The sequence below is a fragment of the Candidatus Binatia bacterium genome (assembly GCA_029243485.1).
In the GTDB taxonomy this organism is placed as follows: domain Bacteria; phylum Desulfobacterota; class Binatia; order UBA12015; family UBA12015; genus VGTG01.
On the sequence record JAQWRY010000007.1, the window covers coordinates 179557 to 203193 of the forward strand.

The window sequence follows — 23637 nt, forward strand, 5'->3', positions numbered from 1 at the left end:
TGCAAACTTGAGTTAGGAGGCCAGCCAGCCCCGTTCGGCCAGGATTTGGCTCATCGGGGCGAAGCGGAACTCGGAGAGGAGGCGGCGGAGCTTTTCCTCCATGGCCTCCAACCGGAGGTAGTGGGTCGAAAAGCCCCGTTTTCCTCGGGTTTTGATCCGGGGCTGCTCCGGGTCGATTTCCCACGGGTGGAGATAGACCAGTGCGGGCTCGCCCTCCCGGTTCACCCGGCGCATGCCCCACCGCATATAGTGGTAGGGCAGGAGGCGAAGGTAGGCCCCGCCGCCCAGCGGCAGGTTCTTGTTCCCGACCTTGGCGGTCGTCATAGGAAACTCCACCAGCCGGCGATCGCCGGATTGGTGGATCACGAACGGAAACCGTAGGGCTCCCGGCATACCGTACAGGGCGTCCTGGACCGGGAAGATGCTCGAATCGTACTCGAGGCCGGCCTCGAGCATGACGTCGAGGGCCCACATCGAGCGTGACGTCACGGAGAAGGACGGCGCTCGATAGCCTTTCACGGGCGTCCCGAGGATTCCCATGAGGATCTCCTGCGAGCGTTCGAGATCCTGCTTGTAAAGGTCACGCCCCTGCTCGTAGACAAGCCGGTGCGCGTAGCCGTGGGTCGCGACTTCGTGCCCGTCGGCCGCGATTTCTTCGACCAGGCCGGGGAAGCGCTCGGCGTTCCACGTCAGAATGAAGAACGTGCCTTTGACGTTGAACTCGGCCAGCATCCGCAGCAGGCGCCGCGTGTTCTCGACGACCCGGCTCTCGTACTTGTCCCAGTCTTCGAGTCGGACCTGCTCCTCGAAGTCAGAGACCTGGAACCAGTCTTCGACGTCGACGGAGAAAGCGTTCGTGATCTCGGAGGAAGCCATCTCAGTCGCTGCCATCCGACGCGGACGGTGCCACATCGCTGCCGGTCTCGAACGGGCGGTCCGCGGTATTCCAGCGGCCGAGCTCGGAGCCCGTGAGGACCTTCCACCAGCCCATCGTGGCGGCGAGGTTCGCGATGCCGAAGTACACGGCCGGCGAAACCAGCCGCTGAAGCCGTCCTTCGGGCAAGAGCTGGGCGACCGGAATCGCTCCGTAGGCCAGGACCTGCGCGGCGAAGGCGAGCTGATAGAACAATCCCAGTCCTGTCGCGAGTCCAGATCCGATGAAGATCATCAGGAACCAGACGGGCGTCAAGTAACGAAGACCCTTGCGGGAGAGGAGCTCGAGTCCGAGGAGTTTGGCGCGCCCGCGGACGATGTCCGGCCAGACGGCTAAGATCCCCCGGATGCCTCGACCGATGATGCGCGACCGGCGCTTCAGCTCGTCGTCGAGATCCTTCGAGCCGGCCTCGATCGAGAGCGCTCCCGGCTCGTACAGGCACTTATGTCCGGCGGCTCCGACCCAGATGGGCTGCACCATGTCGTTGCAGGTGTCATTGGGTATGGGGCGGCAGAGCGTTGTCCGGACGCCGAAGATCGACCCGTTCGCTCCGAGAAGTGTGCCGAGGTCGCTCTCCAGACGCTTCTGCATCTGGTCGAGCTCCCAGTACCGGTTGTAGCCCTCGGCAATCGCGTTCTCGTTGAAGTTTCGGTACACGAGCTCGCCGCACACGCTGCCGACGGTGGCGTCGGCGAACGGTTGCACGAGCTTCTTCATGGCGTCGGGCTCGTACATTCCGTTGGCGTCGGTGAAGACGGTGATGTCGCCCCGCACCCGAGGCATCGACTCGTTCAACGCGAGGTTCTTCCCGCGGTTCTCCGTGTACTCGTGAAGGACCACCCCGCGATCGGCGAAGCTCTCCGCGATCTCGGTGGTCCGGTCGGTGGAGCCGTCGGAGACGACCACGATCTCGAGACGCTCCTTGGGGTAATCGAGCGCGACCGCATTCTCGAGCTTCCGGTCGAGCACTTCCTCCTCATTGTACGCCGAGATGATCAGAGTCACGGAAGGCAGCTCGTCATCGCTCGCGTACGAGCCGCGCTCGACGTCGGGTCGGAGCCGGGCCAAGAGCGACAGGAGGAGGGGGTATCCGACGTACTGGTAGACCAGTGTCAGAACTCCACCCCAAAATAGAAATGCTCCCATCGTCGTCAATTCGGAACCACCCTCTCGCCCGGAGCGCTCCCTGGGGACTCTTCGACATTTTTGGTCTCTGCCTTGAGGCCGGCGGCAGCCATCTCCTTGCAATACAGCTGATCGAGCGCTGTGAGCATGGCCTTCTCGCTGAACTGCTCTTTCACCCGGCTCGCAGCACCCCGGGAGATGCGCTCGGCGAGGAGCTGGTCCGTCAGCACGCGTTCGATGGCGTTCGCTAGGGCGTCCGCGTCGCGCGGGGGAACGACCATTCCCGATTTCCCATCGATCGCGACCTCCGAGCTGCCTCCCGCGGACGTCGTCACGACTGGACGGCCGAGCGCCATCGCTTCCAAGAGCGCGTTGGGCATCCCCTCGATGACCGACGAGAGAACGTAGCAATCGAACCCGCTCATCCGACGGGCAACGTCGGTCTGCTGGCCCAGGAAGCGCACCGTAGAGGCCAGGCCGAGCTGCTGGACTTGCTCTGCGAGCTCATCGCGCAGGTCGCCGTCCCCGACGATGTCGACGCGGAGGCCCGGGATGCGATCCCGGAGCTGGGCGAAGGCTTGCAGGGCGTATTCATACCCCTTCTTCCAGCCGAGTCGGCCGACCATGCCGACGAGCGGCCCGTCGCCTCGCGGATCGACTTCGGGCTCGGCTGCCTCCGGTAGGTTCAGCGGGTCGGGGAGAGGGACGCCGTTCGGAATGTGTTCGATGACGGCGGGCGAGCAGCCTTCGTGTTCGAGGACCACATTGCGCACGGAGATCGCATTCACGAGGACCCGGTTCGCAGTGCGGTTGCACCACCACGCGGCCGCGCGGCGATCGAATCGATCGTAGCGATCGAGGCTTCGCTTGCTGATCAGGACGACGGGGCGCTTCGAGAGCTTCCCGGCGATCGTGCCGAGAAGATTCCCCTCAAAGAGGTAGGCGTGCACGATGTGGATGTCGCGCGCGCGCCAATCCTGCGCGACCCGGCGGCAGGCCTGGAGGGTTTTCGGGCTCATGAGCGTGGACTCGATCTCGAAGCTTCGAACGGGGACACCCATGGCTTCGAAGTCGGCCGCCAGCTCGCCGCGGCTGGCGGAGGTTGTCCACATCTCCGGCGCGTAGCGGCGGCGATCTAGCCCGTGCACCACTTGCAGGAGGTGGCGCTGGGCGCCGCCCATCCGGAGGTGGTCGATGACGTATGCGATCCGGATCATGATTCGGGTTGTCGGTACAACGCGCGGGAGGCCGCGCGTTGCGCTCCGGGTGTCCCGGCGACGACGCCGGGAAGTCCGCGCCCGCGAAGCTCGTCCTCTTCCGCCCAACGAGACAACACGATCGAGAAGGCGACGATGAAGTACAGGTGAACCTCGATCCAGACATCCGCGAAGATGGAGAAGAAGAAGAACAGGACCATGTACAGATGGAGCCAATCCGCCAAATACGGCAGCGTTGGATGGTTCCTGAACTTTGGTCTTAATTTTTGGATTCGTGTGAACAGGAAGCCGAAGAGCATCAAGTACATCACGAGCGCTGGTATTCCTCCCTCTGCAGCGGCCCAGACGTAGGAGTTGTGCGGCGGCTTATACGAGTTGTTCATCAGCGCGTTGACCCAACGAAACTTCGAAAGGCCCACGCCCGTCAGTGGGTACTTCGCGATCACGATGAACGCGTTTTCCAGGGTGCTCACACGCTGCTCGGTCGAGCGCGATCCCTCCTCGCGCGGACCGGCGTTCACGTCTGTGGTGGCGAACGGGTTGATGTTAAGCAGGCGCTCTCGGTGCGCATCCGTCAGGACGAACGAGAACGCGAGGACCGCCATGGCGAGGCCCGCCATGGCGGAGCCGATCTTCCAGCGGCGCGGAATCTGCCCACTGCGCAGCATCAGGACGGCGATCAACCCGAGGCCGATGAATCCACTGCGCGAGGCAGAGAGCAGCACGAGCGGCATACTGACCGCGGCACACGAGAGGAAGACGAACTTCCAGAAAAATGGTCTGACGATATTGGCGAGATAGATGAAGAGCGCGATGCCGACGTTCATCATGAACGCGAAGCGGTTCAGGTTCACCGCCCAGCCAACCACCTTCGACGTGATTCGATACTCGGCTTCACCGCGGGTCATATCCGGGCCGAGTGTGGGCAGCACGGACGCAACGCAGAAGGCGAACAGGAACAGCGCCCAGCGGAGCTGATTGGGCGTGCGAATCCACTGCAGAAAGAAGATGACAAAGACGAGCCGTGAGACGAGTTCGAAGACCCATCTCGCCGTATCGTCGTTGTTGCCGTAGAATGCGGGGCCGGTGACCTTCGCGCGCGAAACCGCCGGGAGAAGGCGCTTGTCGGGCAGGAACAAGTCACTGACCAGGGCGATCGTGATCATCCAGAGCGAGATGATCACGAGGAGCCGGATCTCGGGCTCGCGCAAGAACCAGTAGTCGTGTGTGCGGTAGGTCTCGAAGACGAGGAGCGTGAGCAGGATCGCCCCGAGCATGTTGTTGATGGTGAACGGGCTGACGCCCTTCAGGGCATCCGGGTAGGACATCAACATCGTCGACATGATGATGAAGACGCCGATGTGCGGCTTGTAGAAGACCAGCGCACCGCCGAAGAGGCCGACGACGAGAGCCGCACCGACGAATACCGCGCGATCGTCTACGAGCGCAGCGAGGCCGAGAGCGATCGCCGCGATGGCGAGACCGCCCAGCGCCCACGCGGGGAGGGCGGCTACTTCGCCGGTGCGCCGGGTGGTGGCGCTTCCGGCGGGGAGTGGGGATGCGGTCACGCCCCCCTCACGCTCCGATCTTGCCCCGTTCGATATCTAGAGTGAACTCAGGGAGCGCTCCGTGGCGGTTGTAGATGCCGATGCGCTTGAGCGCGAACGGGTCGTCGCCGATCTGCACGCTGCCCGTCACGGAGGTCGTCGCGGAGTCGAACTTCGCGTCGCGGACCATGCCCTTCACTGCCTCGGTGAGGTGCGCACTGCCTCGGCCGTTCGGGTACGAGAAGTGGCGGATGGGTTCGTTGATCTGTTCTGCCAGAGCCTTGCCGGAACCATCGATCTCTCGCTGCGCCTCTTCCGGCGTGGCGTTAGGTAGGTTTGGGTGGGTAAGGGTATGCGCGCCGAAGATCATTCCGGCCTTGTGCATCTCGCGTACCTGGTCCCAGGACATCATGATCCCACTGAGGGCCGAGGTATCGTCGATCTCGCCGGCGACACGAACCGCTTCGAGGAGTTCCAGGCGGCGGGCTGTCGGGACGTTCTTCATCGTCACGACCAGTTTGGTGAACGCCTCTTTGCGCTCCTCGGGGCTGCCGAGGGGGAGCCGGAAGGCCATCGGTTCGTGCGTCTCGAGCACGGGCACCTCGGTCGTGAAGACGACGAAGCGCAGGAGGCCGGTCCAGAGAATCTCCTCGTTGTCGATGCAGTTGGTCGTGACGTAGAACGTCGCGTTCAAACCGTGCTGCTCGAGAATCGGGAAGGCTTGCGTGTAATTGTCCAGGTAGCCGTCATCGAAGGTGAGGGCGACGGCCTTGGGGGGGAGCGGCTTTCCCTCGATCAGTCGGGTTACCATCTCGTCGAGCGAGATCACGTTGTAGTGCCGCGCGAGGTAGGCGCACTGGCGGTCGAAATGCTCTGGGCGGACGGCGAGGCCGGGATCCAGGCACAGGTGGGTGCCATCGGCCGCGGTGCTCACGGAATGGTAGCGAAGAATGACGGCGCGGCCTGCAAGGCAGGCGCGGGCGACGGAGGAGATCCCTCCATGGTGGATCGCCAGCTTGGCCAGATTGCGGATCACATTGGAAATGGTCGTCTCCTGTGGAAGATACGCCGGCCGTACAGCATCGTCGCGGGGACGACTAGCTCGGGTGAATGTCGGAGATGAGGCCGAGAACCGGCAGTTCCAGCTCGCGTTCGATGTCGGAGCCGAAGTGGTAGGTTTGGTAGAGGTATTCGAGGCCGAAGGCGCCCGCGATACCGAGCGCACCGCCGGCGATGAGGGCGACGATGATGGTCAGCATCGTATTCTGCCCGCTCGGTTTGTTCGGCGGGTAGGCACGGTCGACGATGCGGACGGTGTCCAACTTGTCCGCACTCATTTCCATTGAGAGGGATGCTTCGTGGTTGTCTTCTATCGCGCGATTGAGTGCGATACGCAGCTGCTCGACGGTGTTCCCTAGCGAGCGCAGTTTGGATCCGTGCTTGTCGATGTCCTGGATCCGCTCGTTGTACGTCGAGACGGTGGCCTGGAGCGAAGCCTTCTTGGCGAGCATCGCTTCGCGGTTTGCGCGTGCGCGGTGCAACTCTTCTTCGAGGTTTTGCCGGATCGGGTTTCGTTCGAAGCGCTCGGTGCCGATGATCCGCTGCGGCTGGCCGGCCACCTGCGCGCGGAGCTCGGAGATCTGTCGCATTTTGTCTTGAACACGACGGTCGACGCCCGTGTACTTCTGGCGGAGATCGGAGAGCTCGACGGTCAGGATCCCGATGCGCTCCTCGAGCGCGCGGGCAACCGGGTTGTTCACCATGTTCACGTCGCTCGCGACGCGTTCGGGCTCGTTTGTCAGCGTGGCTTCGAGCTCGGTGATCAGCTGGTTGCTCTGAGCGGCGAGGGCGGAGGTCTCGTCGATCGCGAGTTCGTTGGCCATCATCTGGCGAACACTCTCATCCAACTGCTGGTCGAGGTCGATGATGCCCGTCTTGTGCTGGTAGTGGTCGAGGTCCGCCTCGGCGGCGATCAGCTTCGTCTCGAGATCCTTCTTCCGCTTCTCGAAGAAGACGGCGATCTCCGGCGACTCGTACAAGCTCGGGTGATACTCGAGGTATGTGTCGACGAGGGTGTTCACTACGGCTGCCGCGAGGTTCTTGTCGGGGTGAACGAACGCGATCTCGATCATCGGCGACTTTGGAAAGGCGCTTACCTGTAGGCCCTTGCGCATGGCGGCGGCGGTGCGAGAGGCGCGCTTGTCCGGATCGGCTGGCGCGTCGTCGATGATGTCGACCTGGAGCCGGCGTGCGGCGGCGAGGAGGAACGAGCGGTTCTGGAGGTTCTCGATCTCGGCGAAGATGACCTGTGCTTCGGGAATCTGCGTCGTCTTGCGCGTCTCCTGCGGGGAGAGGTGCATGTAACTACGACTGCCGATGACAAGGAGCTTCGCCCGCGCGACGTACTTCGGGGGACGAACCAGCGTGAAGGCGATGATGGGGATCGAGATCGCAAGAAAAGCGATCACGACGAACCGCTTACGCTTGAACAGAATATGGAGGAACTCGCGTACGGCTTCGTTCATCGAGGCTCCTCGGGCCCGGGCACCACGGCGACCTCGATGAGCTCCTGCGGATTCGTGAGGCGGGCGAGAAGCTCCGGAATGTAGTTTTGGGTCCGGTTCAGGACGGCGCCGAGAACATGCGCGCCAACCCGCTCGAGTTCACGAAGCGAAACCGCGGGGGCTCCAGTCGGAGTAGACTCGGCCTGCACGACGAGGATGGTGCCGTCGGCGCGGGGTGCGAGGTAAGAGCTGTCCGCGTACATCTCCATCGGCGCACCGTCGATGAGGATGGAGTCGAACTCCTTGCGAACGGAGGTCACGACGTCGTCGAGTCCACGTCCTTCAAACATGTACGGAACGCGCGTCGGGCCCTGGCCGGTCGGCATGAAGTACAAGTTCGGGATTTCCGTCGCGTGATAGTGCTCGGACGTGGCGCCGCCGTCCGCGAGTGCTTCGCAGAGGCCGGGCGCGTGGTCGCCGCCGAAGATTCGGGTCAGCCCTGGCGTTCGGAAGTTCGCGTCGATCAGCAGGCAGCGGCCGCCCTGGGACATCGTGGACCCGAGTAGGGCCGTGGTGGTCGTGGCGCCTTCGCCGTGCCGGGAGGAGACGAGGAGGATGAGCTGCAGGGCGCGGGGCGCCTTGGTCGCCATGATGTTCTTGCGGAGTTGCTGGAACTCTTCAATCGTCGTCGGAGGGACGTCGAAGGTGAATGTGCGGTAACCGCTTCCGTTGCGGTAACCGTTCCCACGCCAGCCGTTCCCGTTCCCGCGGCCGTTTCCATTGCCGCCGTTTCCGCGACCGTTTCCATTGCCGCCGTTCCCGCGGCCGTTTCCGAAGAAGCCGTTGCCGCGGAAGCCGCCGTTGCCCTGGCTCTCGCGGAACCGGTAGGGCGCACGGCCGTTGCCGTTCCCGTTGCCGCGCCAACCGTTCCCGTTCCCGTTGCCGCGCCAGCCGTTTCCGTTTCCGTTCCCGTTGCCGGCGCGCGGGTAGCCGTTTCCGTTTCCGGTGCGCGGGTAGCCATTGCCGTTGCCCTGGCGCGGGTAGCCGTTGCCGTTGCCGGCTTGCGCGTGACCATTGCCGTTGCCGTTGCCGGCTTGCGCGTGACCATTGCCGTTGCCGTTGCCGGCTTGCGCGTGACCATTGCCGTTGCCGTTGCCGGCTTGTGCGTGACCATTGCCGTTGCCGTTGCCGGCGTGTGCGTGACCGTTGCCGTTGCCGTTGCCGGCTTGCGCGTGACCATTGCCGTTGCCGTTCTCGGCCTCGCTGTGACCATCGCCATTGCCTTGTCGACCGAAACGGAACCAGCGCCGCTCGGAGGGCGCCGGGACGTCGTCGGTCGTGTCAGCCCTTGCCGACGCGGGAGGCGTTTCCGTCGGAGTCGATTCCGTCGGAGCCGTCGCAGTGGTTCGCCTAGGCGCAACGATAGTGTTGACGTCTCGCGCTGCCTTGGCTTTACGCTCGGCTTCTGCGCGCTTGAGGGCTTCGTAAGTCTTTCCCACTGTGTAGTATAATTCCGGGTGTTTAGAAGGCGACGGAGTTCAGGTCGAAGCCTGGCCGTGGAACAGTCGGGAGAAGACCGCGAATCCACTGGTCAACCCAAACATCTGCCTTGCCGATGAAAGTTTTTGGAACGAACACGACGTCGTCCGGCGCCATGATGACTTCCCCAGTAGAGTCTCCATCTATGATGGATTCCAAGTCAAGTCTCTGTGCTTGTATCTCCTCGCCAATACGGGTGATGTACAGAACTTCGTCTGATTTTGCAGTGTCCGTGAATCCACCGCGTTCGATCACTGCCTGGAGTGGTGTCAGGCCGTCGCGATAGTTCACGAAACCCGGCCGAAGGACATCGCCTCCGACATAGACTTTGTGCTCCGCGAGTTGAGCGATCACGACGCTTACGACCGGGTCTCTCAGTGTGCGAGAGGCCAGCGCGACGATCTCTGCTTCGAGCTCCGCTACGGTCATGCCGGCGGCGTCGATGTCACCCACGACTTGCAGGTCGATCATGCCGTCGGGACGAACAGGAACGCGCTCGTTCTCTTCCGGATGGTACGGGAACTTGATGTCAATGATGTCGCCCGGTGCGAGCCGGTAGCTGTAATCATCGAAGTCCGGGGCAGGAGCGAAGGCGGTGCTCGCGCCCATCGGAGACTCCGCGCCGTCGCCATGCTGAAGCATGAGTTGAGCCTGCGCCTGCTGATGTTGCTGGCGAGTGCTCGGCCCACATGCAGACCCGCCGACGGCGACGACAACCACCAAAAAGGTGGTGATGAAGCGCTGCCAACCGGTGTCTTTATCGCAGGCGCTATAAGGTTTGTTGTGCATCGATATCTCTCAACCTAATCCTTGCGGACAGAGTGCTGCTCCAGTGCGTCGAACGGATGTGTACGGGTGCGAGCGCCGAAGCTTGCGGCGAGTGGAATTCGTCCGCAGACGCGAATGGAGCGGGCATGACGGTTGGTCGGAGTGTCGGAAGCGGGAAATGCGCAGGATCCAGGAGCTGGGAACCGTCCAGGGCGGGTCGGAATGCAGCCGGGAACCCGATCGAGTCGATCGAAGCCCACGTGGAGAATCGCTCATCGCAACTCTCCCATCTGCAGATCCGCCCCATCCAACCCAGACATTGTGCAAAACCGACGCCACTCCGCTTAATCGGCCGCGGGCTTGAGACCTTGATTTTACAGCGCTTTCGCGGTGGATCGCCCTCCGGCTCAAAGGCGCAAAACCTGCAAGTATGCAGACTTGTGGCTGAATCGTGCAAAAATACGAGAGCCGCGCAGACGCATTGTTCATGGTTTGGGGTCCTCGAGGATGGAACCGAGGCCCGTGGCGACCGCCGCGGCGTCGGATTCGTCGCTCAGACCACGGACCGAAACCCGGAAAATGCTGGTGCCTCCGCGCGTGGCTAAGCGCTCGAGGGCCACCGGGCGATCCAGGCTGTCCTCCAGGGAGGACTGTACGGCGAGGGCTCGAGAGAGTGTTTGTGTCGTTAGTGCAAGAACGGCGAAGCCGCTCCCGTCGGGAAGGACGCGGGACCTCGGCCCGGGATCGGGGAACTCGAGCCCCGAGCCGGCGATGATCAGGTCGACGTCTCGTACGTCTGGATTCACGACGCGCAGCATATCCAGGGTGGTGAGGTTCGAGGAGCCGTAGCGGCGATTGGCCAACCCCTGGAGGGTGTCCCCCCTCGAGACCGAGACGGTGCTCGCGGGCGCGGACGGTGGCTGGCTAGGGCGGGCGGCCGGGACCATGGGCTCGGTGCGCGCCAGCGCCAGTCTCTCCTCGGGCACCGGCGCCGCCGGAACTGGAATGGCCGCGACCGGGGCTGCTTTCTCGGTCGGGGGAGCCGCGGGGACCGCGTCGGCGACGAGATCCGCTTGCAGGACCTCACGGCGAGCGGCTTGGGTGGATTCCTCGAGTGGCCCTAGGGGGCCGCCGGGCGTGTTCGTTTTGGCTTCGGCGGCTGCGGGTGCCGGCGCGGGTGCCGGCGCCGGCGCCGGCGCCTCGCGCACCGCGGGAGGCGCCTCCGCCAAGACGACGGGTTCTTCGGGGACCGAAGGCATCCCTGCGGGTGTGCCCGAGGCGGAGTCGTTCATGCGGTCCCGGACCTCGTCGACCTCGCGGGACGGCAAGCCGCCGTCGTCGGCGGGGGGGACCGATGCTGGCGCCTCTGCAACCACCTCGACTTCGGTCGGAGGCTCCGCCCTCACTCTGGCGGGGGCGTCGGTTGCCGCGGTGGCCGTTGCGGTGCGGGTGACGCCGACGGCACCGGTACGAGCATCCGTCGCGTCGACCGCGGGGCTCACCGGCATGGAGGTCCCATCGGTTCCGACCCGGCCCAGCCAGGCTCCGGCGAAGAGCAGGACGAGGCTCGCGAGGACCGCGGCCACCATCCAACCCAGGGAGTTCGCGCTGTTCGGCGGACGTCCCGAGCCGCGGGGCGCGGGCTCGCTCATAGGCGCGGGTTGGATCTGGGCCTGTTGCGGGGGCGGGGCGGCTGGCGACTCCGCCGGCACCGCGATGTCGGGTTCGCCCGGGGCTGCCGTCGGCAACCACGAATCGACGTCGATCTTCCGGAGGTCGGTGATTACCTCCTGCATGACTCCGGCGTCGATGGTGCGCTTCCCGAGAGCGTATCCGAGCAGGAGCGCGTTGTCGCAGACCGAGTTGATGATCCGTGGGATTCCGGACGTAAAGGTCCAGATCGTGTCAAAGGTCTCGGGGTCGAACAGGTCGGGCGACCCGCCGGCCACCGCCAGTCGGGCGCTCAGGAAGTCCGGAAGCTCGTCTCGTTGAAGCGGCTCGAGGCGGCAGCGCACGGAAATGCGCTGCTTCAGCTGTCGCAGACCGGGATCCGCCAGCTTCTCTGCGAACTCGGGTTGGCCCGAGAGGACGATCTGCAGGATCTTGTCCTCGGCGGTCTCCAGGTTCGAGAGGAGCCGCAGCGATTCCAGCACGTCCGAATCGAGGTCCTGGGCCTCATCGATGATCAGGATCGTGTTGCGCCCTTCGCTGTATGCGGCGAGGAGGAACTCGTTGAGTCGCTGGAGCATCTGGAGCTTCCGCCCAGAGGGCGCGGTGATGCCCAACTCACTCAGCGTGTACTCGAGGATCTCCTCGAAGGTCGCGTTCGGGTTGAAAAGAAATACGGAAACGATGTCGTCGCCGAGGTCGTCCAGGAGCTTGCGCAGGAGGGTCGTCTTCCCTGTCCCGGCCTCGCCGAGCATGGCGATGAAGCCTTTGCGCTCACGGATCCCGTAGCTGAGACTCGCCAACGTCTCGCGATAGGCGTCATTCCAGTACAGAAACCGAGGATCAGGCGTTTGGCTGAACGGCTTCTCACTGAGACCATAGAACTCGAGATACATACGTTCGTTCCGACGTTGCGTACATCGGCTAGAGTTGCTCGAGGCTGGAGCTCGGAGATGGTTTGCCGACAATTGGCGGGGCGGGTCGCCCCGTGATCAAGAGGGATCTTGCGCAGATGCAAGACTTCCGCGCCAGCCAGATATTAGCAGAAGCGCGAGGGCGAGCGCCACGGCTGACCAAGCGAACAGGTCACCATACTCCTGATAAAGGCTAGGGATCTCCAGTAGTTGGACCTGAGTGGTTTCGGCCGTCTCGATCCACGTGGGGAGTTCGAGCGTGACGACGCCGAGGGGGTCGATCACCGACGTCAGGCCCGTATTGGTCGCGCGCACGAGAAAACGCCGATTCTCGATGGCGCGCCACAGGCCCAGCGACTCATGGAGGTCGAGGGCTGCGCTGTCCCCAAACCAGGCGTCGTTGGCGAGGGTCAGAAGCACCGTGGCTCCCTGGCGCGCTGCCTCCCGGACGTGGCCGGCCAGCATGTCGTCGTAGCAAACGAGGGCGCCGACCCGCAGGTCCGGTGTGACCTCGAGCACGACCGGACCGTCGCCCGGCGTGAAGTCGCCGGTGTTGGGACTCAGCGACTTGATCCACGGAAAGGTGGAAGAGAAGGGGAGGAACTCCCCAAACGGCATCAGGACCAGCTTGTCGTACCGCCCGTTCACGCGGCCGTCGTTCATGCGAAGAAACGCACTGTTGAACCAGTGCACGTCTTCCCCGGCTCCCTCGTACGAGATCGCGCCGAACACGACCGGCGCCGGTGCTTCCGGGAATGGGTCATGATCGCCCAGAAACGTGGCGTCGCGGGGGATGGCCCAGCCGACGACGGTCTCGGGCCAAACGATCAAGTCGGGTACCGGATCGAGGTCGAGGGAGAGTCGCCTATAGCGCTCGACGTTCGCCTGAAAGAGATTGCCTTGGCCCTTCTCGATCAGGGACAGATTCCCTTGCACGAGACCGATCGAGGCCTCCGGGGCGCTCGCCATCTCGCTTCGGATCGTATCGACCCGCACGACGCCGTAGGCGCAGAGCAAGGCCGCGGCGACGAGGGGAGGGACCAGCGCCAAAGGCCGACGGCGCGCCCGCGACAGTGCGCTCGCGAACCAGGCCATCACGAAGGACAGCCCGTACGGGCCGGTGACGTCTCCGATCTGCACGAGCCACAGCACCTCGCGCTGCGAGTAGGCCATTCGCCACAGGAAGAAGTTCGGAAACAGGAACTCGCCCGAGACCCAGAGGGCGGGCGCTAGGAGGATCGAGGCCTGGGGTCCGGCCCACCGCAGAAGAGCGCCGACGATCCCGAATGGGATCGCCGTGAACGCGATCAGCGCGCCGTAGAAGAAAAGCGCGACCACGATCGGGAAGCCGCCGAAGCGATCGATGGTTTCGACGAGCCATGCGCATGCCGTGCCGTTCGCGATGACGCCGACGATCCAACCATCGAGGAACGCGCTGCGCTTTCGTTGCGTGTGCGGTGCGAGCGCAAAGAGCGGCACGAGGCCGACCCAGCCGAGGGGCCAGGCGCGTGGGTCCAGGAACGCGATCGCAATCGCCAGTCCGCCCAGGGTCATCCAAAGCCGACGCACCACCGTTCTCTGCAACGAACTTGGTGCGGGTGTGTCCGAGCTGCTGTCCACCGGCCGTTAGGCACTAGCGCGTGGCCGTGGCAGTGTAAAACCGTGGCCCAGCCGGTGGATCGGGACGCGGGCGGACTGCTCCCGCTTCCGGCGCGCAACGCTCTCGCTGAGCTGCTGATGGATGGGCTGCGGGTGCCCGGACCCTGCCGCGTCCTAGAGTCGACGCTGGCCCTGGCCGACGGAGGCCGACCCGGCGACGCGTCTTCCTCCGCAGCGGCGACCGCGGCATTGCGTGCCGCGGGCTTCGAGGATGCCGAGGAGTGGCGCGACCGGGCTCGTGCAAAGCTTCGCGCCTACGTTCGGGTAGTGGCCGAGGCCCCGCGGGGGATCTCCCTCGAGGTTCGGTTGGGGCAGGCCCGTGTCCTGTTCGAGGCGGGCCTGTACTTCGAGGTGCACGAGGTCCTGGAGCCGGCCTGGCTCACCGCGCAGGGCGAGGCCAAGAGGTGGCTCCAGGGGGTCATTCAAGCTGCAGTCGCCTGGCATCACGATGCCGCCGGAAACCGCGTCGGCGCCGCTTCTCTCTCTCTCTCCGGCGCCGAAAAGTTGGCGGATGCGCCTGCGGAGTGGCACGGCTTCCCCCTGCGGGCCGTGGCCTCTGCCGTCACCCTTTTCGCGGATTGGCTCGCCGGGGGCGAGACCGGGCCGCCGCCGAGCGGCCCGTTCACCCCGTCGGAGCCCGCGCAGTGATGGTCGAGAACGGGCCCGGTGGCGTCTGGGGATCTATGCCGGTGCGGGTGGTGGCCTGCAGCGTCCTGCTCGGTGCGGTCACCGTGACGGCCTTACTACCCCTGTGCGACCTCCTGTTCGGTTGCGGCTGCACGTGGCCATCGTCGGGGGGGATCGAGCACTGCAACATCTTCGAAGCGGGGCTGCGCCACTGTCCGTGGTGCATCTATCCTCGAACGGCCGATCTCTCGCTCGCCTCAATGCTCTTCGCGCAGACCCTCGGTGCCTGGGCCGTGGCGCGCCGGCGCGGTGGCCTGCTGGCGTCCCTCGCCTGTGGAACTCTGTGTGGGGCAGCCGTGGCGGTCGTGGCGCGCAGCGCCGTCGCGTGGTGGGCGGACTACCCCCTGTGACCGTGGCCGCCCCGGGGGCGCGACCTCACGAGACGGTCCAGGTATCGCCGCTGTAGATCAACGCCTCGAGGTCGTCGGCATCGGGCTGTGCACGCGCCTTTTTTAGCTTCTCCTGGACGCCTTCCTCGTAGACCGGGCGGTCGACGTCGTAGATCACGCCGATCGGCGTCGGGAAGTCCGGCGCGGTCATGTGGCCCAGCAGGTAGGCCAACACGGGGTTCTTCACGTCGTGGATCAGGATGTCGTTCGCATCCACGTCCGCCACGTTCACGACCTCGGGGCGCATCCCGTTCATGCGGATGCCCTTGGCGCGCTCCTGGCCGAAGATCATCGGCTGGCCGTCTTCCAGGACGAGCTGGTGGTCGGCCTTGGTGCCACGGTTTGTCACGTCGTCGAAGGCGCCGTCGTTGAAGATGTTGCAGTTCTGCAGGATCTCGACGAACGAGGCGCCTCTGTGCGCGTGGGCGGCGCGCACGATCTTCTGGAGATGCTTGGCCTCGACGTCGATCGTGCGCGCGACGAAAGTGGCCTCGGCGCCGAGCGCGAGGACCAGAGGCTTGAATGGGTTGTCCACGGACCCGTCCGGCGAAGATTTCGTCACCTTGCCGGGTTCCGACGTCGGGGAGTACTGGCCCTTGGTCAAGCCATAGATCTGGTTGTTGAACAGAAGCAGGTTCACGTCGAGGTTGCGGCGCAGGATGTGAATCAGGTGGTTGCCGCCGATCGACAGGGCGTCGCCGTCGCCGGTCACGATCCATACGGAAAGCTCCGGCCGGCTCATCTTGATGCCGGACGCGACCGCCGGCGCACGCCCGTGCAGGGTGTGGAAGCCGTAGGTGTTCACGTAGTACGGGAAGCGGCTCGAGCACCCGATTCCCGATACGAACACGAAGTTCTCACGGGGCACGCCGAGATCGGGCAGAACCCGCTGCACCTGGGCGAGGATGGCGTAGTCCCCACAGCCCGGGCACCATCGCACTTCCTGGTCGGACTCGAAGTCTTTCCGGGTGAGCTTGGTCGGCTCATCGAGGTTCGCGATGGACATCGTTCAGCTCTCCTCCAGCAACTTCTTCACGCGGGAAATGATCTCTTGGACTTTGAAAGGGCGTCCTTGGATTTTGTTGAATCCGACAGCATCGACCAGGTACTCCGCGCGAATGACACGCCAGAGGTGGCCCATGTTCATCTCGGGGATCAAGACGTGCTTGAACCGAGAGAGGACGTCGCCGAGATCGGGCGGAAGCGGGTTCAGGTAGCGAAGGTGCGCCTGTGAGACCGCGTGCCCGTCCTTTAGGAGGGACCGTACGCCCGCGGTGATGGCGCCGTAGGTACTGCCCCAGCCGAGGACGAGAACGTCGCCGGACTCGGGTCCGACGAGTTCCATCGGTGGGATCTCACGCGCAGCCCCGGCGATCTTCTGTTCGCGCAGCCGGACCATCTGCTCGTGGTTGGCGGGCGCGTAGCTGATGTTCCCGGTGAGGTACTCCGACTCGAGACCGCCGATGCGGTGCTCGAGGCCGGGCGTGCCGGGGACGACCCACGGGCGCGACAGCGTTTCGGGGTCTCGCAGGTACGGGTAGTAGCCCTCGGGGTCGGTCCGGTACTCGACCTCGATGTCCGGAAGATCCTCGATCTTCGGGAGGAGCCAGGGCTCGGCCCCGTTGGCCAGGTAGCCGTCGGACAGCAGGTAGACCGGCGTCATGTACTTCGTTGCCAGGCGGACCGCCTCGATAGCGATGTCGAAGCAATCCGACGGCGTCGCGGGGGCCAACACGATCACGGGCGCGTCCCCATGCCGGCCGTAGAGCGCGGCCAAGAGATCGGCCTGCTCGGTCTTCGTCGGGAGGCCCGTCGAGGGGCCGCCGCGCTGGATGTCGCAGACGATCAGGGGAAGCTCGGTTTTCACCGCGAGTCCGATGGTCTCCGACTTCAGGTCGATGCCGGGTCCGCTGGTCGTGGTGACGGCTAGAGCGCCGCCGAAGGCCGCTCCGAGCGCGGCGCCGACACCGGCGATCTCGTCTTCCGCCTGAAACGTCACGACGTCGTAGCTCTTGTAGGTCGCGAGCTCGTGCAGAATGTCGCTTGCCGGGGTGATCGGGTACGAGCCGAGGTACAGCGGTAACTTCGCCTTGCGCGTCGCGGTTACGAGCCCGAGGCAGAGTGCCGCGTTGCCGGTGATGTTGCGGTACGTGCCGGGTTGGATCTCTGCGGGGCGGACCTCGTACTGGGAGGCGAACATCTCCGACGTCTCGCCGAAGTTGTAGCCGGCCTTGAACGCACGCTTGTTGGCGTCGAGCAGGCTCTCGTTCTTTCCGAACCGAGCGGCGATGAAGCTGTTCACCGGCTCCACCGGCCGCTGGTACAGCCACGACATGAGCCCGAGTGTGAAGAAGTTCTTGCAGCGCAGGACGTGCTTGTTCGAGAGGCCGCTGTCCTTGAGCGCGAGCGTCGTGAGCTTCGAGATGTCGACCGCGAAGAGTTGGAACTTGTCGAGCGATCCGTCCGTCAGCGGGTTGGACGCGTAGCCGGCCTTCTTCAAGTTCAATTCGCTGAAGGCTTCGCGGTCGACGATCAAGATGCCGTTCGTCGGGAGGTCGTCGAGGTTGGCCTTGAGCCCGGCCGGGTTCATCGCGACCAGAACGTCGGGGCTGTCGCCGGGGGTGAAGATCTCGTGGTGCGACAGGTTCACCTGGAACCCGGACACGCCGGCGAGCGTCCCGGCCGGCGCGCGGATCTCGGCCGGGAAGTCGGGGAGGGTGCTGATGTCGTTGCCCGCGAGCGCAGATGCGTTCGTGAACTGCGTGCCGGTGAGCTGCATTCCGTCGCCGGAATCGCCGGCGAATCGGATTACGACGGTGTCGACTTCCTGGGTTTTCTTGGTCGTCGCCGATGTCGTTTGGCCGTCGTTCATCAGGTCCTTCTCCTCCTTGCGGCCGACTCGGACGGCCCCGCACCACGTTCTCCCCACATGGATACAGTTGTGCACAGGGCCTTTCAACGCGGCGTCAGAGCAGAAGTGCCCGTCCTCGGTAGGTTTTCGCGGCTTGCGATGTGCTCGGTATTGGGAAACACCCCGGGGGCGCCATGCGGCGCCCCTGGAAGGAGTGGGACTGGTGAAACGAGTGGTCAAGGAACGCCCGATCGAAGTGGCCGGCTTTCGCTTCGGTGCGGCGGCCTGCGGGATCAAGCCGAGCGGACGCTCGGACTGCGGACTGATCGTGGCCGACGCGCCCGCCACGGCGGCGGCCGTGTTCACTCGAAACCGCTTTGCCGCGGCGCCGGTCCTGTTGGGCCGCGAGCGGGTCCGCGGGGGCCGGCTGCAGGCCCTATTCGTAAATAGCGGCAACGCGAACGCCTGCACCGGCCGCCGAGGGCTCGCCGACGCACGGCGCACGAGTCGAGTGGTCGGGCAGCAGTTGGGGATCGCAGCCGACCTCGTGGCGCCGCTGTCGACCGGGGTGATTGGCGTCCCACTGCCGATGGTGCGACTCGAGCGCGGTGTGGCCGCGGCGGCCGACCGGGTGAGTCCTGCCGGGCTGTGGCGCTTCGCGCGAGCGATCCGCACCACGGATGCGTTCTCCAAGGTCGCCGAGGAGAAGGTCCGGATCGGTGGTCGGACCGTCTCGGTCGTCGGAATCGCGAAGGGCGCGGGGATGATCGCGCCGGACATGGCGACTCTTCTCGTGTTGGTTCTCACCGACGCCGCGCTGTCGCCGGCGCAGGCCCGTTGGCTTGCTCGGGAAGTTGCCGGCGGGTCGTTCAACGAACTGAGTGTCGACGGTGACTCGTCGACGAACGACAGCCTCTACGTTCTCGCGAGCGGCTGCGCGGGAAACCCGATTACGCGTGGACAAGCACCCCTGCGCGCTCTGCGGGGGGCGGCGGTCCGCGTAGGCGACTCCCTGGCTCGGATGGTGGCGCTCGACGGGGAGGGTGCGACGAAAGCGGTGTCGATCGAAGTGTCGGGTGCCTCGTCGACGCCGGTCGCGCGGCGGGTGGCCGAGACGGTGTCCCGATCGCTGCTGGTGAAGACCGCCTTCCACGGTGCGGATCCGAACTGGGGCCGGATCGCGTGTGCGATTGGGTACAGCGGCGTGGCGTTCGAGCCCTCGGCGGTCTCGATCTGGATTGACGACGTGCAGGTGTTCCGTCGGGGCGCGGGGTGCTCGGGGGTCGAGGTGCGCGCGCGGCGACGGATGACGCGGGACGAGTTCTCGGTGCGAATCCGGCTGGGAGGCGGGCGGGGCCGTGCTCGGATGATTACGTCGGACCTCTCGCCGGCCTACGTTCGCTTCAACTCGGCCTACACGACCTGAGCACTAGCAGGCTGTTGAAAAGCTCCTCCCGTAGCCAGGCACGCCGCGCCGGCCCGGTGCCTTGGGTTGCGAAACCTAGCGCGAGTGACCGACTATCGCGGCGGCTTCGCGCCTGGACATCGGGCCGAATCGACGCACCTGGCTCGGTCCGGAGCTCTTGCACAACCTGCTACTTCAGCTGGTACCTCGCGATCTTCCGGTACAGGCGTTGTCGGTCGATGCCGAGGAGGCGCGCGGCCTCGTTCTTGTTGCCGGCGGAGTCGTGCAGGGCGGCGACGATCAGCTCCCGCTCGGCTTCTTCGAGCGTCTGAATCCTCGGGCTGGGAACCTGGCCGCCTGGGGCGTCGCCTCCGTCGGTCATCGGGGCCAGTGCCGGGTTGACGTCGGACAGGTCGATCTCGGTGGCGTCGGAGAGGGCGAAGGCTCTCTCGATCACATTCTGCAACTCGCGAGCATTGCCGGGCCACGCGTAGCTCACGAGGCGCGCCCGAGCGGCGGGAGTCAGCGTCTTCGGCCCGACGCCGTAGCTCGCGGCCATCTCTTCGATGAAATGCTCGGTGAGGGGTTCGACGTCTTCGGGCCTTTCGGCGAGGGAGGGGAGCCGGAGCGTGACGACGTTCAACCGGTAGAACAGATCTTCGCGGAAGCGCCTCTGGTTCATCTCTTCGCGAAGGTCCTTGTTGGTGGCCGCGACGATCCGGACGTCGACCTTCTTCGGGCGGGTGGCCCCGACAGGCAGGACCTCGCGCTCCTGGACGGCGCGGAGGAACTTCACTTGGAGTGCCAAGGGGATCTCGGACACCTCGTCGAGGAACAGTGTCCCGCGGTGCGCGGCCTGGAACAGGCCCTCTTGATCGCCGACGGCGTCGGTGAAGGCGCCGCGTCGGTGCCCGAAGAGTTGGCTGTCGAGCAACGTCTCCGACACCGCACCGCAATTGACGGCGATGAACGGCCCCGCGGACCAAGGCGATCGGGCATGCAGAGTGCGTGCGACGAGCTCCTTGCCGGTGCCGCTCGCGCCGGTGATCAGCACGGTGCTCTTGTTCTGGCTGACGCTCTCGATGACGTCGTACACCGCCCGCATCGGGGCGCTATTCCCGACTAGAGCTCCGTAGCGCTGGTGTCGCTTCACCTCTCGGCGCAGGTCGGAGACCTCCCGACGCAGCGCACGCATCTCGAGTTGTCGCTCGATGACGAGCTTGAGCTCGTCGGGATTGCACGGCTTGATGAGGTAGTCGGCGGCGCCGTGTTTCATGGCGTCGACGGCCGACTGGATGGTTCCGTATCCCGTGAGGACGACCGTCGACGGGCGCGCCGTGAGATCGGCGACTTCGCGTAACAGGGTCATCCCGTCCATTACCGGCATGTTGAGATCGGTGATGAGGACATCGATCGCGTCGCGCGCGAGCACTTCGAGGGCGTCAGCGCCGTTGGCGGCGGTCGCCACCTCGTGCCCCTGTCGGGAGAGGATCCGCGAAATGGTCGTCAGTTGGTTCGGTTCGTCGTCTACGACGAGGATGCGGGTCACGGTCGGTGGGCTCACGACGCACTCCCGTTCGGCGCTTTCGACTCGTCCGCACCGAGCTCGATAGAGAAGGTTGTCCCGCTACCGGCGGTGCTCCTCACGTCGAGAGTGCCGCCCGCGTTCGCGATGACCGAATGGACGACGGAGAGGCCCAGGCCGGTGCCTTCGCCGGGATCCTTCGTCGTGTAGAACGGGTCGAAGATCCGCCCGAGGTGCTCCTCCGGAATGCCGATGCCCGTGTCGCTGATCGCGAGCACGACCCGCCCGTTGCTGCGGCGGTAGGTTTCGATCCGAAGCTCTCCGCCGTGCGGCATTGCCTGGACGGCGTTCGTGATCAGGTTGAGCAGCACTTGTCGCATCCCGTTCTCACTGGCGCGGCAGCGTCCGACGTCGGCGAAGCACGTCTCGGGTTGCACGCCGCTGTTCTGGAAATGCTTGTTCATGAGCTTCAGCGTCTGCGTCACCAGGCGATTCAGGTCGACGCTCTGCATTTCGGTGGTGCTGTCGCGCGAGAACTCGAGCAGGTTGTTGATGATTTCTTGTACGCGGCCCATCTCGGCGCGCGCGATCTGAAGGTCCTCTTCGACTTCGGCACTGGCATCGGGCAGCAGCTCGGCGAGGTCGTATAGCGCGTTCATGATGATGCCGAGGGGGTTGCGTATCTCGTGTGCGATGCCGGCGGCCAGCTGTCCGATCGCCGCCATCTTCTCTGATTGAATCAGCTGGAGCTCGAGCCTCCGTCGTTCGGAGAGGCGTGCCTCGACGAAAAAGTCGGTGATGTGCAGGACGCGTTCCCACAGAGCCTGGTCGAGGAGGCTCAAGAGCTCCGGAAGCGCGAAGTTGTCGCGCATCTCGCGCCGCAGCAGATCAGCGAGGATCTGTCGGATCTTCAGCTGGCTTGCGAGGAAGCGAGAGGGTGGATGCTCCGCGATGAACCCGCCGCGCGCGTGTTCGCGCAAGACCTCGTAGGTCTCGACGTCGTGGGGGTCGCAGATGTGCGCGAGCCAGCGTTCCTGAGCCTCGCGCATGTCCTTCGCCAGGAACTCGAGTTCCTCGTCGTCGATGTCGAAGGCCGGGCCGATCGTGTCCGCCCAGATCCGCGCCGTCTCGTCGCTGTGCTTCTCCATGAAGCGCGCGAGCTCGTGGCGCACCGGTGTCTCGCCCGGAAACGCGAGCAGTCCGCACCCTCGCAGGTACGACTGGATCCGGCTCATGTGCTCCTGGAGGGTCGGGAGCTCGGGTCGACTCCCTTTGGGGGCTGGTCCCGACGGTGGTTCCGCCATGAGAAGAGAGGATAGTGGTTTGAGGCTAACCCGCAAAAGTCGTAGAAAATATGGGTGTGCAGGCGGTGTTCTTGAGCGAGCCGGTCGGCGCCCCCCCACAAGGCCGCCCCGACCCCGACGCGGCGTTGATGGCCAGGGTCCGCGAGGGCGATTGGGAGGCGTACCGGCAGCTCTACGAGAAGCATCTCGATCCGATCGTGCGCTATGCGGCCAAGTTCACCGGCAATCGAGCGCGCGCCGAGGAACTCGCTCAGGACATCTTCCTGCAGGTCTACCGGGCGCGGGAGCGTTGGGAACCTCGGGCTCGATTCACGACCTGGCTGTACACGATCGCGCACAATCTGTGTCTCAACGAGGTTCGTCGGTTCGACTATCGGGGCCGGGTCGGGCCGCTCGAGAACGCCGACGGGGAGCCCATGGACTTGCCGGATCGCAAGGCGCTCGCCGGGGAGGAGTTGGTCTCCGGCCACGAGTTCGAGGAGCGATTGCACACCTTGATGGGAGAGCTGCCGGAGAACCAGCGGACGGCGCTGCTGCTCAGCCGCGTCGAAGACCTGCGTTACGAGGAGATCGGTGCGGTGCTTGGGTGCACCGAACAGGCCGTGAAAAGCTTGGTTTTTCGTGCAACCCGCCGCCTCAAAGAGGGTTTGAAGGAATGGATCCAGGACGATCGATGAGTTGTGAAGAACTAAGGGAGGAGTTGGTCGGGCTCCTCGACGGAGAGCTCGACCCGGCCGCGACGGTGCAGGTCGAGGCCCACCTCGAGATCTGCGGGGGCTGTGCCGCGGAGCATCGAGAACTGGTGCGAACGCAGGCGCTTCTCGAGGGGGCGCTAGCGGCCGAGCCCCCGGCCCGTCCCCGCTTCGATGAGTTATGGGCCGCGGCCGACGGACCGAGCGAGGGCTCTCGTCGCGCGAGTGATGCCCGGCCTCCAAGCTGGGCACGGGGCGCCGGCGATGGGCGGCGCGGCGCGCGACGAGGGGGCCTGGTCCCCATCGCATTCGCCGCGGCGGCGGCCGCCGCCCTCTTCTTCTACCAGCTGATCCCGTCGGCTCCGCCTGTGACCGGGCCGACGAGCGCGCCGGCGCCGCTGGTGGCCGTGGCCGAAACCGCGCCGCCGGTGCTCCCGCCGGAATTGGTCGAGCACCCGGACATGTTCGTCGATTTCGTCATCGTGCGTCGCCTCGAGAAGCTCCGCCAGCTGCCCGCTCTCCTGGACTCCCCGGGTGCGGAGGGGCGCGAGGCAGAAGTGGGTCGTACCTGATGACGATTCGATGGTTCGGGGCGCTCCTGGCCGCGTTCCCGCTGGTTCTGGGCGCACCAGTCGCACCCGCAGAAGATGTCATCCCCATCCAGGGATGGGACCAACTCTCCCCCGGGGATCGCGAGAAGGCGCAGGAGAAGTACGACATCTACAAGAACATGCCGAAGGATCGGCAGCAGGAGATCCAGCGGAGCTATCAGGAATGGCAGGCCATGCGCCCGGGCGAGAAGGACACCATCCGCAAGAACTACAAAGCCTACCGCGACCTCACGCCCGAGCAGCGGCGGGCCGTCGGTCAACTCTACCAGGAGAAGCGCTACGGAGACTGAGCGCCGCT

At 65.1% G+C, this 23637-nt stretch carries 20 protein-coding genes; 6 read left to right on the plus strand and 14 right to left on the minus strand.

Annotated elements, in window-relative coordinates:
- Positions 1 to 12: 12 nt before the first annotated feature.
- The 10 genes from P8R42_04520 to lnt all read right to left on the minus strand — a co-directional run bounded on the left by P8R42_04520 (position 13) and on the right by lnt (position 13785).
- Positions 13 to 876 carry a DUF3473 domain-containing protein gene (locus tag P8R42_04520; GenBank protein MDG2303914.1) on the minus strand — a complete coding sequence of 288 codons (864 nt, stop codon included), beginning with the start codon at positions 874 to 876 and terminating at the stop codon, positions 13 to 15.
- Between the two features lies 1 nt (position 877).
- Positions 878 to 2080, minus strand: coding sequence for a glycosyltransferase family 2 protein (locus P8R42_04525; GenBank protein MDG2303915.1), 1203 nt, complete (start codon positions 2078 to 2080; stop codon positions 878 to 880).
- A gap of 5 nt (positions 2081 to 2085) precedes the next feature.
- Positions 2086 to 3276, minus strand: a complete 1191-nt coding sequence (locus P8R42_04530; GenBank protein MDG2303916.1) for a glycosyltransferase — start codon at positions 3274 to 3276, stop codon at positions 2086 to 2088.
- Positions 3273 to 4844 (minus strand): O-antigen ligase family protein, encoded by a 1572-nt coding sequence (locus P8R42_04535; protein ID MDG2303917.1) that lies wholly within the window; start codon positions 4842 to 4844, stop codon positions 3273 to 3275. Before P8R42_04535 ends, P8R42_04530 begins: the two co-directional genes overlap by 4 nt.
- A 7-nt stretch (positions 4845 to 4851) precedes the next feature.
- Complete coding sequence (locus tag P8R42_04540) at positions 4852 to 5859, minus strand: polysaccharide deacetylase family protein (GenBank protein ID MDG2303918.1); 1008 nt, start codon at positions 5857 to 5859, stop codon at positions 4852 to 4854.
- Positions 5860 to 5920: 61 nt separating this feature from the next.
- Positions 5921 to 7348, minus strand: coding sequence for a hypothetical protein (locus P8R42_04545; protein MDG2303919.1), 1428 nt, complete (start codon positions 7346 to 7348; stop codon positions 5921 to 5923).
- Positions 7345 to 8826, minus strand: a complete 1482-nt coding sequence (locus P8R42_04550) for a hypothetical protein (protein MDG2303920.1) — start codon at positions 8824 to 8826, stop codon at positions 7345 to 7347. The genes P8R42_04545 and P8R42_04550 overlap by 4 nt, the downstream gene beginning before the upstream one ends.
- Positions 8827 to 8848: 22 nt before the next feature.
- Positions 8849 to 9655 carry a polysaccharide biosynthesis/export family protein gene (locus P8R42_04555; GenBank protein ID MDG2303921.1) on the minus strand — a complete coding sequence of 269 codons (807 nt, stop codon included), beginning with the start codon at positions 9653 to 9655 and terminating at the stop codon, positions 8849 to 8851.
- A 464-nt stretch (positions 9656 to 10119) separates the two neighbouring features.
- Positions 10120 to 12198 carry an AAA family ATPase gene (locus P8R42_04560; protein ID MDG2303922.1) on the minus strand — a complete coding sequence of 693 codons (2079 nt, stop codon included), beginning with the start codon at positions 12196 to 12198 and terminating at the stop codon, positions 10120 to 10122.
- 96 nt (positions 12199 to 12294) lie between these two features.
- Positions 12295 to 13785: an apolipoprotein N-acyltransferase gene (gene lnt, locus P8R42_04565; GenBank protein MDG2303923.1), complete on the minus strand. Its 1491-nt coding sequence runs from the start codon at positions 13783 to 13785 to the stop codon at positions 12295 to 12297.
- 93 nt (positions 13786 to 13878) lie between these two features.
- Here lnt and P8R42_04570 point away from each other — a divergent pair, with 93 nt between their 5' ends.
- Both P8R42_04570 and P8R42_04575 read left to right on the plus strand, forming a co-directional pair.
- Positions 13879 to 14523: a DUF309 domain-containing protein gene (locus P8R42_04570; protein ID MDG2303924.1), complete on the plus strand. Its 645-nt coding sequence runs from the start codon at positions 13879 to 13881 to the stop codon at positions 14521 to 14523.
- Positions 14520 to 14912 carry a hypothetical protein gene (locus tag P8R42_04575; protein MDG2303925.1) on the plus strand — a complete coding sequence of 131 codons (393 nt, stop codon included), beginning with the start codon at positions 14520 to 14522 and terminating at the stop codon, positions 14910 to 14912. The genes P8R42_04570 and P8R42_04575 overlap by 4 nt, the downstream gene beginning before the upstream one ends.
- Positions 14913 to 14937: 25 nt before the next feature.
- Here P8R42_04575 and P8R42_04580 read toward each other — a convergent pair whose 3' ends face one another.
- Complete coding sequence (locus P8R42_04580) at positions 14938 to 15957, minus strand: 2-oxoacid:ferredoxin oxidoreductase subunit beta (GenBank protein MDG2303926.1); 1020 nt, start codon at positions 15955 to 15957, stop codon at positions 14938 to 14940.
- 3 nt (positions 15958 to 15960) lie between these two features.
- A complete protein-coding gene (locus P8R42_04585; protein MDG2303927.1) occupies positions 15961 to 17823 on the minus strand; it encodes a 2-oxoacid:acceptor oxidoreductase subunit alpha in 1863 nt (620 codons plus the stop codon).
- 202 nt (positions 17824 to 18025) lie between these two features.
- On the opposite strand from P8R42_04585, the gene argJ reads away from it, so the two are divergent.
- Positions 18026 to 19228, plus strand: a complete 1203-nt coding sequence (gene argJ / locus P8R42_04590) for a bifunctional glutamate N-acetyltransferase/amino-acid acetyltransferase ArgJ (GenBank protein MDG2303928.1) — start codon at positions 18026 to 18028, stop codon at positions 19226 to 19228.
- A 169-nt stretch (positions 19229 to 19397) separates the two neighbouring features.
- Here the strand turns inward: argJ and P8R42_04595 are convergent, their stop codons facing one another.
- Both P8R42_04595 and P8R42_04600 read right to left on the minus strand, forming a co-directional pair.
- Positions 19398 to 20771 (minus strand): sigma-54 dependent transcriptional regulator, encoded by a 1374-nt coding sequence (locus P8R42_04595; GenBank protein MDG2303929.1) that lies wholly within the window; start codon positions 20769 to 20771, stop codon positions 19398 to 19400.
- Positions 20768 to 22036, minus strand: a complete 1269-nt coding sequence (locus tag P8R42_04600) for an ATP-binding protein (protein ID MDG2303930.1) — start codon at positions 22034 to 22036, stop codon at positions 20768 to 20770. The genes P8R42_04595 and P8R42_04600 overlap by 4 nt, the downstream gene beginning before the upstream one ends.
- 50 nt (positions 22037 to 22086) lie before the next feature.
- On the opposite strand from P8R42_04600, the gene P8R42_04605 reads away from it, so the two are divergent.
- From P8R42_04605 to P8R42_04615, 3 genes are read left to right on the plus strand one after another with little or no spacing between them, the layout of a single operon-like run.
- Positions 22087 to 22713 carry a sigma-70 family RNA polymerase sigma factor gene (locus P8R42_04605; protein MDG2303931.1) on the plus strand — a complete coding sequence of 209 codons (627 nt, stop codon included), beginning with the start codon at positions 22087 to 22089 and terminating at the stop codon, positions 22711 to 22713.
- Entirely contained in the window at positions 22710 to 23300 is a 591-nt protein-coding gene (locus tag P8R42_04610; GenBank protein ID MDG2303932.1) for a zf-HC2 domain-containing protein, read from the plus strand. The genes P8R42_04605 and P8R42_04610 overlap by 4 nt, the downstream gene beginning before the upstream one ends.
- Positions 23300 to 23629 carry a DUF3106 domain-containing protein gene (locus P8R42_04615; GenBank protein MDG2303933.1) on the plus strand — a complete coding sequence of 110 codons (330 nt, stop codon included), beginning with the start codon at positions 23300 to 23302 and terminating at the stop codon, positions 23627 to 23629. The genes P8R42_04610 and P8R42_04615 overlap by 1 nt, the downstream gene beginning before the upstream one ends.
- The last annotated feature ends 8 nt before the right edge of the window (positions 23630 to 23637 follow it).

Bases quoted from the DNA above. Each gene is read 5' to 3' on its own strand.
- P8R42_04560 (MDG2303922.1), bottom strand. From the start codon at position 12,198: ATGTATCTCGAGTTCTATGGTCTCAGTGAGAAGCCGTTCAGCCAAACG.
- P8R42_04605 (MDG2303931.1), top strand. From the start codon at position 22,087: ATGGGTGTGCAGGCGGTGTTCTTGAGCGAGCCGGTCGGCGCCCCCCCA.
- P8R42_04555 (MDG2303921.1), bottom strand. From the start codon at position 9,655: ATGCACAACAAACCTTATAGCGCCTGCGATAAAGACACCGGTTGGCAG.
- P8R42_04530 (MDG2303916.1), bottom strand. From the start codon at position 3,276: ATGATCCGGATCGCATACGTCATCGACCACCTCCGGATGGGCGGCGCC.
- P8R42_04585 (MDG2303927.1), bottom strand. From the start codon at position 17,823: ATGAACGACGGCCAAACGACATCGGCGACGACCAAGAAAACCCAGGAA.
- P8R42_04545 (MDG2303919.1), bottom strand. From the start codon at position 7,348: ATGAACGAAGCCGTACGCGAGTTCCTCCATATTCTGTTCAAGCGTAAG.
- P8R42_04580 (MDG2303926.1), bottom strand. From the start codon at position 15,957: ATGTCCATCGCGAACCTCGATGAGCCGACCAAGCTCACCCGGAAAGAC.
- P8R42_04520 (MDG2303914.1), bottom strand. From the start codon at position 876: ATGGCTTCCTCCGAGATCACGAACGCTTTCTCCGTCGACGTCGAAGAC.
- P8R42_04610 (MDG2303932.1), top strand. From the start codon at position 22,710: ATGAGTTGTGAAGAACTAAGGGAGGAGTTGGTCGGGCTCCTCGACGGA.
- P8R42_04525 (MDG2303915.1), bottom strand. From the start codon at position 2,080: ATGGGAGCATTTCTATTTTGGGGTGGAGTTCTGACACTGGTCTACCAG.
- P8R42_04615 (MDG2303933.1), top strand. From the start codon at position 23,300: ATGACGATTCGATGGTTCGGGGCGCTCCTGGCCGCGTTCCCGCTGGTT.
- P8R42_04600 (MDG2303930.1), bottom strand. From the start codon at position 22,036: ATGGCGGAACCACCGTCGGGACCAGCCCCCAAAGGGAGTCGACCCGAG.